The 12,939-nt window shown below is 67.5% G+C and carries 6 protein-coding genes and 1 pseudogene; 3 read left to right on the forward strand and 4 right to left on the reverse strand.

Going from position 1 to position 12,939, the window contains the following annotated elements:
* Positions 1–12 precede the first annotated feature (12 nt).
* The 4 genes and pseudogenes from SLQ30_RS19985 to SLQ30_RS20000 all read right to left on the reverse strand — a co-directional run bounded on the left by SLQ30_RS19985 (position 13) and on the right by SLQ30_RS20000 (position 8,861).
* A pseudogene (locus tag SLQ30_RS19985) lies at positions 13–1,283 on the reverse strand (pyridoxal phosphate-dependent aminotransferase).
* A gap of 36 nt (positions 1,284–1,319) precedes the next feature.
* A complete protein-coding gene (locus SLQ30_RS19990) occupies positions 1,320–4,238 on the reverse strand; it encodes a heterodisulfide reductase-related iron-sulfur binding cluster (protein ID WP_319448308.1) in 2,919 nt (972 codons plus the stop codon).
* A 295-nt stretch (positions 4,239–4,533) separates the two neighbouring features.
* Positions 4,534–7,011, reverse strand: coding sequence for an isoniazid response ATPase/transcriptional regulator IniR (gene iniR, locus SLQ30_RS19995; protein WP_319448248.1), 2,478 nt, complete (start codon positions 7,009–7,011; stop codon positions 4,534–4,536).
* Complete coding sequence (locus tag SLQ30_RS20000) at positions 7,008–8,861, reverse strand: Hsp70 family protein (RefSeq protein ID WP_319448247.1); 1,854 nt, start codon at positions 8,859–8,861, stop codon at positions 7,008–7,010. The genes iniR and SLQ30_RS20000 overlap by 4 nt, the downstream gene beginning before the upstream one ends.
* Positions 8,862–9,109: 248 nt before the next feature.
* Between SLQ30_RS20000 and SLQ30_RS20005 the strand changes: the two genes are divergently transcribed.
* The 3 genes from SLQ30_RS20005 to iniA all read left to right on the forward strand — a co-directional run bounded on the left by SLQ30_RS20005 (position 9,110) and on the right by iniA (position 12,938).
* Positions 9,110–9,640, forward strand: coding sequence for an Rv0340 family IniB-related protein (locus SLQ30_RS20005; RefSeq protein ID WP_319448246.1), 531 nt, complete (start codon positions 9,110–9,112; stop codon positions 9,638–9,640).
* A 274-nt stretch (positions 9,641–9,914) separates the two neighbouring features.
* Complete coding sequence (locus SLQ30_RS20010; protein ID WP_319448245.1) at positions 9,915–10,982, forward strand: IniB N-terminal domain-containing protein; 1,068 nt, start codon at positions 9,915–9,917, stop codon at positions 10,980–10,982.
* 99 nt (positions 10,983–11,081) lie between these two features.
* Positions 11,082–12,938, forward strand: a complete 1,857-nt coding sequence (gene iniA, locus SLQ30_RS20015; protein WP_319448244.1) for an isoniazid-induced dynamin-like GTPase IniA — start codon at positions 11,082–11,084, stop codon at positions 12,936–12,938.
* Position 12,939 lies beyond the last annotated feature (1 nt).

The raw sequence follows: 12,939 nt of genomic DNA on the forward strand, positions 1-12,939 counted from the left end.
CCGGCTGAATCTCTACTGCTGGTAGCTGGCGAGGAAGTTGCCGAGCCGCTCGATGGCATTGGTCAGGTCGCGGGCCCACGGCAGCGTCACGATGCGCAGGTGATCCGGTGCGGCCCAATTGAACCCGGTGCCCTGCACCACCAGAATCTTCTCCTGCAGTAGCAGATCGAGCACGAGCTGCTCGTCGTCGTGGATGTCGTGGACCTCGGGATCGAGCCGGGGGAACGCGTAGAGCGCCCCCTCGGGCTTCACGCACGACACCCCGGGAATCTCGTTGAGCTTGTTCCACGCGACGTCGCGCTGCTCGAGCAGACGACCGCCCGGCAGCACCAGATCCTCGATGCTCTGATGCCCGCCGAGCGCCACTTGAATGGCGTACTGTGCGGGCACGTTGGGGCACAGCCGCATGTTCGACAGCAGGTTGATGCCCTCGAGGAAGCTGGCCGCGTGCTCCTTCGGCCCGGTGATGGCCAGCCAGCCCGAGCGGTAGCCCGCCACGCGGTAGGCCTTGGACAGTCCGTTGAACGTCAGGCACAGCTGATCGGGGGCGACCGAGGCCATCGCGATGTGCTCGGCATCGTCGTAGAGGATCTTGTCGTAGATCTCGTCGGCCAGGATCAGCAGTTGGTACTTGCGGGCCAACTCGGCGATCTGCTCGAGGTTCTCGCGGCTGTACACCGCGCCGGTCGGGTTGTTGGGGTTGATCACGACGAGCGCCTTGGTGCGTTCGGTGATCTTCGATTCGAGGTCCGCGATGTCCGGCATCCAGCCCTGCGTCTCGTCGCAGAGGTAGTGCACCGGAGTACCGCCCGCCAATGCCGTCGACGCCGTCCACAGTGGATAGTCCGGCGCGGGGATCAGCACCTGGTCGCCGTTGTCGAGCAGCGCCTGCAGGGTCATCGTGATGAGCTCGGATACCCCGTTGCCCAGGTAGACGTCATCGACGTCGAGATACGGGAAGCCTTCTACGAGTTCATATTTGGTGACCACCGCGCGGCGGGCGGAGACGATGCCCTTCGAGTCCGAGTACCCCTGGGCGTACGGCAGAGCCTGGATGATGTCGCGCATGATGACGTCGGGTGCCTCGAAGCCGAACGGCGCCGGGTTCCCGATGTTCAGCTTGAGGATGCGGTGCCCCTCGGCCTCCAGCCGGGCCGCGTGATCGTGTACTGGGCCACGGATTTCGTACAGCACGTCTTGCAGCTTGGTCGACTGCGCGAACGTGCGCTGGCGCGGCTGGTGGCCGGTTTGCCACGGGATCTGATGCGTACTCACGTCCTCATCGTCCCATCGTTGTCTAGTGAATTTGGCGTTGCCGCTTACCTCTTCGGCGGGCGGCGTACCCCTGGTGCGATGCCCAAGCCCTTGACCTCGACCGGCGGGGCGGCGGGCTCCTCCGGCTCTGCGGGCGAGCCGTTGGAAGCCACGGGCTCCGATTCTGGTTCCGGCGCAACGGGTTCCGCCGCGGGTGCAGTCGGCGCCGCGGCGGCCGGGGCACCCTTCTTGGGGGGACGCTTGGCCGCGAGGCCAAGACCCTTGACCTCGACCGGCGGGGCGGCGGGCTCGGCTTCCGCCGGAGCAGCGGCCGCGGGGGCTTGCTCGGCTGGAGCCGCGGCCGCGGGAGCGCCCTTCTTGGGGGGACGCTTGGCGGCCAGGCCAAGACCCTTGACGGGCTCAGCGGGTGCCGCCGGGACCTCTTCTACGGCAGGCACTGGTGCTGCGGCCGCAGCGGGGGCGCCCTTCTTGGGCGGACGCTTGGCGGCCATGCCCAGCCCCTTGGCAGGTGGCGCGGCCGCGGCCTCGGCAGCAGGTGCGGCAGCTTCGGCGGGGGCGCCCTTCTTGGGCGGGCGCTTGGCCGCCATGCCGAGCCCCTTTGCCGGGGCGGCGGTCTCGGTCTTGGCGACGGGCGTCTCGGTTGCGGCCGGTGCGGGCGCCGGCTCGGCCTCGACCGGTGCCTCCTCGACCTTCGCAGGCGCTGCGGCAGCCCGCGCGGCTGCGGCCTCGGCGGCGGTGCCCTTCGCGGGCAACGTCACGGTGGACTTGTCGAGCGAGCCAAGCAGCAGCTGCGCGACGTCGAGCACCTCGGCCTTTTCCTTCCCCATCGCCTCGGCCCGGTCGTCGACGCCGTCGGTCATCATGACGCGGCAGAACGGGCAGGCCACGGCGATCTTGGACGCCCCGGTGTCGAGCGCCTCTTCCACGCGTTCGTGGTTGACGCGCTTGCCGATGTGCTCTTCCATCCACATCCGCGCACCGCCCGCGCCGCAGCACAGGCCGCGGTCGGCGTGACGCGGCATCTCGGTGAGCGTCGCCCCCGATGCGCCGATCAACTCGCGCGGCGCCGCGTACTCCTTGTTGTGCCGACCCAGGTAGCACGGGTCGTGGTACGTCACGTCCTGACCGACCGGACTCACCGCGACCAGCTTCTTGTCGCGGACCAACCGGTTCAGCAGCTGGGTGTGGTGCAGCACCGTGTAATTGGTGCCCAGCTGGGTGTACTCGCGGCCCAGCGTGTTGAAGCAGTGCGGGCAGGTGACGACGATCTTGCGGTCGACGCTCTCGACGCCGGAGAACACGTCGTCGATGGTGGCCTTGTTCTGCTCGGCGAGCTGCTGGAACAGGAACTCGTTGCCCGCGCGGCGCGCCGAGTCGCCGGTGCAGGTCTCGCCGGTGCCGAGCACCAGGAACTTCACGTCGGCGGCGGCCAGCAATTCGGCGACGGCTTTGGTGGTCTTCTTCGCGCGGTCCTCGAATGCGCCTGCGCAACCGACCCAGAACAGGTACTCGAAGCCCTCGAAGCTGTCGACGTCCTGGCCGTAGACGGGCACGTCGAAGTCGACCTCGTCGATCCAGGTGGTGCGCTCCTTGGCGCTCTGGCCCCAGGGATTGCCCTTCTGCTCCAGATTCTTGAACAGCACGCCGAGCTCGCCGGGGAACTCAGAGGCCACCATGACCTGGTAGCGCCGCATGTCGACGATGTGGTCGATGTGCTCGATGTCGACGGGGCACTGCTCGACGCACGCGCCGCACGTGGTGCAGGACCACAGCACGTCCGGGTCGATGACGCCGCCCTCTTCGAGCGTGCCGACGAGCGGGCGCAGCGCCTGGTCCGGACCGGAGCCGAGGATGCGTTCGAAGCCGGATTCCGGTACGGCGTGACTCTCGTCGTGCTTGGACTCGATGAACCCGCCGTCGGTGGAGACCAGATCCTTGGCGGAGTCCGCGTCGGCGGGCATGTCCGTTTCACCAAGGATGTAGGGCGCCTTGGCGAACAGGTGGTCGCGCAGGTTCATGATGACGAGCTTGGGAGACAACGGCTTTCCGGTGTTCCAGGCCGGACACTGCGACTGGCAGCGCCCGCACTCGGTACAGGTGGTGAAGTCGAGGTAACCCTTCCAGGTGAAGTCCTCGATCTTGCCGCGGCCGAACACCGCGTCTTCGTCGGGATCCTCGAAGTCGATGTACTTGCCGTGCGACTCCATCGGCAGCAGCGGACCAAGCCCGTTGGGCAACCGCTTGAACGTGACGTTGACCGGGGCGAGGCCGATGTGAAGGTGCTTGGAGTGCAACACGATCAGCAGGAAGACGAGCGCAACGCCGAGGTGCGCCAGCAGTGCGACGCGCTCGATGATCTCGTTGGGCGTATCGCCGAGCGGGCTGAGTAACGCCCCCATGCCGTGCGAGAAGAACGCACCCCAGCCGTAGGGCAGGTTGTGGGTGGCCGCGGAGGCCCCGCGGAACAGCGCGTACGTCCAGACGACGTTGAAGATCATGACGAGGATCAGCCAGGCGCCCCCGGTGTGCGAGCCGTAGAACCGGGAGTCGCGTCCGTACTCCTTGGGCTCGGAGCGCAGTCGGATGATCGCGAAGGTGATGATGCCGAGCAGCACGGCGAGGGCGAAGAAGTCCTGCAGGAACCCGAGCGGGCCCCAGTGCCCGATGAACGGGATCGCAAACTTCGGGTAGAAGAGCACGCCGAAGGCTTCGAGGTACACGCTGGCGAGGACGAAGAAGCCCCACATGGTGAAGAAGTGGGCGATGCCGGGGATCGACCAGCGCAGCAGTCGAGTTTGCCCGAAGACCTCGGTGAACTGCGTGGTGATGCGCGTCTTGAGGTTGTCCTTGCGGGCGCCCTCGTCGATGGTCTTCTGCCCGGACCGGATCAGGTTCGTCAGGAAGAGCACCCGCTTGGCGGCGAAGCCCAGGACAACGAGTGTCCCGATGACTCCGATGATCATCGTGACCAATACCAACGGGTCGTCCACCGCGTGCCTCCCGAATCCCTGGTTACTCGAGAGTAACTTAAGAGGGTTACTCGTCGGTAACTTACGCTAGATGCCTGCTCATAGTTGCATCTAGGAATAGAAGGTCGCTACGAAGGTTGACCTAACTCGGCGACCGTCCGAGGTGTGTCACGGTGCCCCCGGCGAGTTGGATGGTGGCACTTCCTGCGATGACGCTGTACTGGCGTTCAGGTCCGGCGCGAGCGGGCGCGGCCATTGCTGTGGTGGTTGTCACTGCAGCGCGGTCGTGTCACGCCAGTATCGCCCGCAACATCGACAGCATTTCCGACCGTGACTCCGCGCCCAACCTGCGGCGAATCCGGGCGACGTGGTGCTCGACGGTCTTGGCCGAGATCAGCAGCTGACTACCGATGTCGCGGTACTGCTTGCCCTGAAGCAGAAGCTCGGCCACCTCGCGCTCTCGATCCGACAGGCGCGAGAACGGCGGCGCAACTGTGCCGGCGTGCGCAACGGTGGAGGTCGAGTCGGCCACGTCCAAGGGCCCGTCGTCGCCGGCCACATTCAGCTTCAGATCGCGGGCCACCTGCAGCATGGCCCCGGAGATACGTCCGTCTGGCGTCTGCAACGCGGCCTGGCTGGCCAACCGGGTCGCGTCCCAGGTGAGCCCGTACTGCGCGAGCCCTCGCGCGGCGGCCGTCACCTCGTCGACGTCGACGTGGTTGGCCAGTACCCGCAGCCAGGTACGTCCGGCCCCCGCGAGCGCCTTGGCGAAGGGGCTGCGGGCAGCCGCTGCGGTGAGCGCCTGACCGTGTGGCGCAACGGCCCCGGGATCGTTGGCCAAGATCCCGGCGTGCACGCCCGCCCAGTGAAGAGGTACCGACCACAGCAGCGGATTGCCCAGGGACTCCAACAGGTCGAAGGCATCGGCGAGCGGATGTCGCAGCCGATCCAGTTGGTGCACCCGGGCCGCGGCAACCCAGAGCTCGGCGAGCGGGAACAGTGAGAAGAGGTCGACGGAGTGCTCGGACAGCACTTCCATGGCCGTATACCAATGCTTCTGTACCGCTCCGCTGTCGCCGCTGCGCCGAGCGATCGCCGTCTGCAGTGCCGCCGCCCACAAGGCGTCCCGGCGGTGGAGGTCCGCGCCGAGGGTCGTCGCGACGTCCGCAGCGGCCGCGGGAAGCTGACCGTCCTGCATGCGCACCCAGCCCTGCAGCAGGCGGTGCCGATGGGCGACGAAGCCTTCATCTGCGGCGCCACTCGCCCGCACGGCCCGCCCGATGACGCTGCGCGCGCGCACCGGATCGCCCCCGTGCAAGGCGACGAGGGTGACCAGCGCAGCCGCCGAGTCGGGCGCGACACCGAGCGCCCGCTGATCGGTAGTGATCGACTGCGACAGTCGGGCCATGGCAACCGAGTACGGCTCCTCGAGCGTGCCCAAGAGTCCTTCGGCGAGGCTGCGCGCAGCACGCGCGGTCGACGTGGGTGGTCCGGTGGCGTCGAGTTCGAGGGCCGCTCTGGCCGCCGCGGGATCGCCCGTCGCGACGGACACGGTCACGCTTGCGGAGGCCACATGAGCATCGGGCTGCGGTCCCAGCCAGCCGAACAGGTCGGCGGCTTGCGTGGCGCGGCCGTCGTGCATGGCGATGCTGGCCGCGATACGCACCGCGGTCGCGCGCTCGGCCGGATCTTCGGAACTGAGCAGTTCGTCGGCCAGGTGGCCGGCCGTCGCACAGTCGCCTGTCATCGCGATGGCATCGGCCAACCGGGCCGTGAGTGCGGTCGCGCCTGCAGAAGCCGCGGCCCGGTATAGCCGCGCGGCCCGGCCGGGGTCGCCGCCGCCCTGCTCCGCGCGGTTGGCGAGCTCGTCGGCAAGTGCACTGTCGCGCATACCGTGCTCAGCCAACCGCAACGCGAGATCCGTTGACAATGTGGACATTTCGAGCTGCGAACGCAGTAGTGAAAGTTCGACGTCATGATGTCGGGCGTTGCCTACGAGCTGCGCGAGGCTGCGGTGCAGCGACCGGAGAAACGCCGCATTGTGCGAAGGGGAAAGCAGTCCGCTGGCGCGCGCACGGTCGACCAGCTCGGCGGCCGCCGCACTGTCGAGGCGCAGCGCCGCCGCCACGTCGTCCGGCCCGAGTTCGGGGCTGAGCGAACACAGCAACAGGGTGTCCAGCACGGGTTCGTCGACGCGCACCAGCCGCTCGATGAGCGCGACCCGCGCCGCCTGAGCCGCGGCGGCCTCCGGCGCTTCCCCGTCCGCGGAGTGAGCCGCCTCGATGGCTGGGTAGAGCAGGAACGGCAGCCCGGCCGTCGCCGCCATCAACGCGCGCCCCAGTTCGGCCGGCGGCATCGTGCCCATGGCCTCCGCCGTCACACGAATCAGGTCGCGGCCGGGCAACGGGCCGAGCACGACCGCAGGACTCTCCCTCGCCATGACCGTGGTCAGTTCGGTCAACGCGCCGTGATGGGCCAACGGCTGGCTCGCGATCACGACTGTGGTGGCCGGATCGCCGACCAACCCGGTCAACCGCTGCAAGTCGGCGTCGGCGAGCAGGTGGGCGTCGTCGATCACGAAGGCCGAGCCAGGCTCTTGGTCGGAGCGCGGCGGTCGGCTGAGGAAGGCGACGCCCGCGTCGCGCAGCGCGGAGCGGACGACCGCAAGCAGCTCGGTCTTGCCGGTGCCGATGCCGCCCGACACCAACACCTTGGCGGGTTGCGTCGGTGCCGCCGTCAATGCCGCGATGGCACCGCCCTCGGTCACGGCTGGTCAGGTACCTCTACGGGCGGGGTGACGCCCGTGATGATCGGCTTGGTCGGAACGTCCGGCGTGATGGGTGTGATCGGCGTGATGGGCGGCGCGGTCGTCGTGGTTGTGGTGGTGGTCGGCGGCGTGGTCGTGGTGGTGGTGGTCGTCGTCGTCGTGGTGGTCGTGGTTGTCGTCGTCGTGGTGGTGGTGGGCGAAGTTGTGGTGGTCGTGGGGGACGTCGTCGGCGACGTGGTCTCAGTGGTGGTCGTGGCAGGCGGTACCACCGACGTCGACGTCTCGCCGTTGGAATTGGTGACGGTCACGGTCTGCGCCTCGCTGCCCGCGGTCGTCACGGGCACCGGCGTGCCGTTGCTGTAGCTCGTTCCCGTCACCGTGATCGGTCCGGAGGGTTCCGACGAGCTGGTCAGGGTGACGGCCAGGCCTCCGGCCGCCAGCAGTGCGGCGGCCGCCGCGGCGCCGAAGAGGATCGGCGGCCGTTTGTACCAGGCCAGCGGCTCCGAGTCGGGAAGGTCGTCCTCCTCCTCGTGCGCATATACGAGGGGCGGTCGTGCGTCGGTGGGCCCGGTGTACTCGGACTGATACTCGGCGCCCGAATAGGGCGTCAGGTCACCCTGATCGTCGTCCTGCGACCACGCCAACGCGCGGCCCGTCGACGCGGTGGAGGCATCTGGCACCGGGGCCTGCTGAGTCGCAGCGGGCTCGCCCGCCCAACCCATCGTCGGCGCCAACCCCGTTTCCCCCGCTGCGGGCGCCAGCCCCGTCGCGGCCAGCCCGGGGTCTGCGACCGGCGCCAGGCCCGTCGGTGTGTCCGGGGCGAGTCCGAGCGTGGCCACCAGGCCCGCGCCTGCGGCGTTGACGAACTGCGGCGCAGGCGTCGTCACGACCGGCGCGCGCAGCCGCTCCGACAACCGTTGGGTGACAAGCGGTATCGCGGCGCCGCCGCCGACCGTGGCCACCGCGGAGATGCTCGACAGCGGAATTCGGTAGCGCTGCAACGTATCTTCGACCGCATTGAGCAACCCGCCCAGCGACTCGTCGATGAGGCGTTCAAGTTCGGGGCGCGTCACCCTGACGTCCGATGTGTAGCCAGGAAGGCGTGCAGACAGCACCGTCACCGTCTCGGCGGACAGCCGCTCTTTGGCCGCCCGGCATTCGCCGCGCAGCTGCGTCAGCGACCCGACGGCCGCGGTGCTGCCGGGGTCGGCGCCAGACGCGTCGGCGATCCCGGCGACCACGTGGTTGAGCAGTGCGCCGTCGACGTGGTCGCCCGAAAAGTCTTGGTAGCGCACGGTATCGCCGAGGATGGCCAGCCCCGCGCTCGCGTCGGCAAGCGTGATGCTGGTTCCGCTGCCACCGAAATCGCACAGCACCACGATCCCGTTGGGGGGCAGTCCGGGGCCCGCCCGCAGCGCAGCCAGCGCGGCGCCCGAGTCCGGGATGATCGATGCGGGCACACCGTTGGCGGTCAGGCTGGGCTTGGCGCCAAGGGCCGCGCGCAGTGCACCGACGACCGCTGGACTCCAGTGCGCGGGTACCGCGATCGTGACGGGCGCGCCGCCACCGACCGCGTGGGCCATCGCCTCAAGCGCTTCGACGAGGACGAGCTCGGCGCGATGGGAGGACCCGTCGGCCGCGACCAAGGCGACCGGGTCGCCGACTCGCTCGACGAACGACGTCAACACCAGGCCCGGTTGGTTCAGCTCCGGGTTCTCGGCGGGTGACCCAACCTCGGGTGCGCGGTTCGAAAACAGTGTCACGATCGACTGTCGGCTGACCGGGGGCCTACCGTCGCGGATGGCGACCAGATTGGTCGTTCCGATCGATAAACCGAGCGCGTCGCTCATGTGATACCCCTGTGTCGGAACCGGGCCGCTTCCAAAGACGATGGCGCAGCTAGAGCAGTCCTCACCTTAACCGCCAGGACGCCGCCTGCAATGGGGATCCCCCTAGTGTCGGCGAACCCCTAATCCCCGGTCCCCTAACCGGACGTCGAAAGCCCTGGGTTTCGCACCGATCACGGAAGCCGAGTTGGTCGATAACATTTTCGCTAGAGCCAACTCAACCGATGACAATGAAGAAAGGGGGGTGTGTAATGGCCAACTCGCTGCTCGACTTCGTGATGTCGTTGGTGCGCGATCCCGACGCCGCGGCGCACTATGCCGCCGACCCGGCACAAGCCATCGCCGACGCCAACCTGACCGACGTGACCAGTGCCGACGTCAATCACCTGATCCCGGTGGTCGCGGAATCGCTGTCCTCGGCCGTGCCATCGACGGGTGGCGACGCATTCTCCGGCGACGCCGACCACAACGTGTGGACAAGCGGCGCGGCCACGGCGGCGTTCGACGCGTTCGATGACCACCTGCCCCAACAGGTGGTGGACGACCAGGGCGGGGTGATAAACGACCTGGGCACGGCGGGTCACGCAGTGCTCGACACGGCCGCGCCTGCGCTGGACGTGCCGACGATCACCGGCGTGGACGACCCGGGCCTGCAGCTGCACGAACCGCTCGTCGATGACGTCCCCATTGTCGACACGGCAGCGGATTCGGATTGGCTGCACCACGCTATCGACGATCATCACGTGACCCCCGACGACCCCGGATTCGACGACCTCATCTAGGTCGCGATGGGGCTCCCCACCCACGAACAGAACGACGGCGCGGCCCACTCGGGCCGCGCCGTCGTCGTATCTGCGCATGTCACAGGGGCTTTGCGGGAACCCCCAAGGTTAATCCCCTAATCCCCTAATCGCAGGCCCCGCGGTGGCCCACCATGCCCTTCCGAATCAAGGGGATCCGGCCCCGTTCCCCGCCGGTCCTACGCTCAATAACGTGGTCTTCAGTTCGCCGGAGCATCCGGTGACAGACCTAGACAGACCTCTGAAAGGAACTGCAATGACCACTCTGATCGACTTCATCATGGATCTGTTCCGCAGCCCCGAGACGGCCGCCAGGTTCGTAACCGACCCGGAGCTCACGATGCGCGACGCAGGCGTTCCCGCCAACGTCACGGCAGCCCAGCTTCAGGCCGTTGCGGCCACCGCCGTTCCGGCCGGCGTCGCACTCGGCGGCGGCAACGGGTTCTCCGGCCTGCAGAGCGCGGTCGCTGACTACCACAGCATCGCTTCGCCGTTCTCGCCGCAGACGTCTTTCGCACCGGAGACGAACACCGACTTCGCGAGCCACAACGCCACTCAGGTCGCCAGCAACAACGACTTCATGAGCCCGGATCAGTCGGCAGGCGCGAACGCCCAGAACGGCGCGTTCAACCTCGGCTTCGGTGACATCACGCTCGGCGACAAGACCAACAACACCGCCACCAACGGCGGCGTCGTGAACACCGGCTCCTCGGGCGACATCCACACCCAAACCACCCAGGGCGACGGCAACGTCGTCGGCCACGGCAACAACGCCAACACCGGCGTCATCGAAAGTGGCAGCCATTCGCCGATCATCGTCGGCGAGGGCAACGAGACCACGGTCAAGGACACGTCGCAGCACTCCGGCGGCGACATCATCGACGGCAACCAGGGCACCGTGATCAAGGACAACGACATGTCCGGTGGCCATGGCGGCAGCGCGAGCTCCAGCGGCGGTGGCGGGCTGCTCGGCATCGGCAACGGCGGCAACGAGGCCAACGCCGGTGGTGGCGGGGGCGGTGGCTCGATCATCGTCAACGACCAGGGCAACCACTCGAACACCAGCACCGCCACCACCACGGTGGGCGGCAACCAGACGACGGCCGGCCACGACCTGGGCAGCGGCAACTCGTCGAGTGTGGACTCGCACGCGGTGAGTTCGGTGCACACGAACAACTCGTTCGAGCAGGACAACTCGAGCCACGTCGACGCTTCGAGCCACACCGACCACTCGATCCACAGCGACAACACGTTCTCCCAGGAGAACTCGCTGCACCAGACGACCGAAACGCACGTCGACCCCGACACGCACATCGGCTTCTGACCGAGCAGGTTGACCCCGACTGGCGGGGAGCTCCACTCATCTGGAGCTCCTCGCCAGTTCGGCCGTTTACCGTGACATTGACACCACCCGAGGAGAGCCGTGACGCAACCACCCAGTGACCCCCGCAAGGTCAAGGTGATCGTCGAGCTCATCGACCACACCAGCAACATCGCCGGGCTCCACGACCGAGGTGACCTCGTCGAGCGCCTGGCGGTGGCCAAGGACCGCATCAACGATCCGCAGATCCGCGTCGTCATCGCGGGCCAGCTCAAGCAGGGCAAGAGCCAGCTGCTCAACTCATTGCTGAACATGCCGGTTGCGCGCGTCGGCGACGACGAGAGCACCGTGCTGGCCACCTTCGTCTCCCACGGCGATCCCGCGTCCGCACGGCTGGTGGTGGCGGGGCCGCCCGGACCCGAAGACCAACTCCCCGAGCGCGTCGAGATACCGATGGCCGAGCTCAAGAACGACTTGCGGCGGGCTCCGCAGGCCGGCGGCCGGGAAGTGCTGCGGGTCGAAGTCAACGTGCCAAGCCCGATCCTGAACGGTGGGCTCGCATTTATCGACACACCCGGCGTCGGTGGGCTCGGCCAACCCCATCTGTCCGCGACACTGGGCCTGCTGCCAGAGGCCGACGCCATGCTGATGGTGAGTGACACCAGCCAGGAGTTCACCGAGCCAGAACTGACCTACATCCGTCAGGCGCTCGAAATCTGCCCGGTGGCAACGATCGTCGCCACCAAGACCGATCTCTACCCGCACTGGCGCGAAATCATCGCGGCCAACGTGGCCCATCTGCAACGTGCAGGGCTCAATGTCCTGATCACCCCGGTGTCCTCCATGCTGCGAAGCCACGCGATCGCTACGAACGACAAGGAACTCAACGAGGAGTCGAACTTTCCGGCGATCGTGAAGTTCCTCGGCGACCGGGTGCTGACGCGGGAGAACGACCGCATTCGCGATGACGTCGTCGCTGAAATACGTTCTGCTGCGGAACATCTCAAGCTGTCTGCAGAATCTGAGTTGTCCGCGCTGAACGACCCTGACAAGCGCGAACGGCTGACGTCGGAGCTGGAACGTCGAAAGCAGGAGGCCCAGGATGCCCTCCAGCAGACCGCGCTGTGGCAACAGGTGCTCAACGACGGCATCGCCGACCTGACCGCCGACGTCGATCACGATCTGCGAAATCGCTTCCGGCACATCTCTCAACACACCGAGAAGATCATCGACGGCTGCGATCCCACACAACACTGGGCCGAGATCGGCGCCGAACTTGAGAACACGGTGGCTACCGCCGTCGGCGACAACTTCGTGTGGGCCTATCAACGCGCAGAGGCGCTGGCCGCCGAAGTCGGCCGTACCTTCACCGAAGCCGGTCTCGACGCCGTCCAGATGCCCGACGTCAGCGCCCGTGACATGGGGGCCGGATTCGGGGAGCTCAAGTCGCTGGCGAAGTTGGAGGCCAAGCCGATCGGCAAGGGGCACAAGGCGATCACCGGCATGCGCGGTTCATACGGCGGCGTGCTGATGTTCGGCATGCTCACCTCATTCGCCGGCCTCGGGATGTTCAACCCGCTGTCCCTCGGCGCGGGTCTGGTGCTGGGGCGCAAGGCCTACAAGGAGGACATGGAGAACCGGATGACCCGGGTGCGCAACGAGGCCAAGATGAACACGCGCCGGTTCGTCGACGACGTGTCGTTCGTGGTGAACAAGGAGTCCCGGGACCGGCTGCGAAACATCCAGCGTCAGCTGCGCGACCACTACCGCGGCGTCGCCAACCAGACGACGCGGTCGTTGAACGAATCCCTGCAGGCCACCCTGATGGCCGCCCAGATGGAGGACAACGAGCGCAACACCCGAGTCCAGGAGCTCTCCCGCCAGCTCAACATTCTCAACCAGGTGGTGGACAACGCCATCAAGCTGGTGCCCGCCTCGGCCGTCGGCGCCCCGGGCTAGG

Origin of the sequence: Mycobacterium sp. RTGN4, from assembly GCF_033804635.1 — a bacterium.
GTDB lineage: Bacteria > Actinomycetota > Actinomycetes > Mycobacteriales > Mycobacteriaceae > Mycobacterium.

Excerpts from the sequence above, each read along its gene's own strand:
- SLQ30_RS20010 (WP_319448245.1), top strand. The coding sequence starts at position 9,915 with ATGACCACTCTGATCGACTTCATCATGGATCTGTTCCGCAGCCCCGAG.
- SLQ30_RS20000 (WP_319448247.1), bottom strand. The coding sequence starts at position 8,861 with ATGAGCGACGCGCTCGGTTTATCGATCGGAACGACCAATCTGGTCGCC.
- SLQ30_RS19990 (WP_319448308.1), bottom strand. The coding sequence starts at position 4,238 with ATGATCATCGGAGTCATCGGGACACTCGTTGTCCTGGGCTTCGCCGCC.
- SLQ30_RS20005 (WP_319448246.1), top strand. The coding sequence starts at position 9,110 with ATGGCCAACTCGCTGCTCGACTTCGTGATGTCGTTGGTGCGCGATCCC.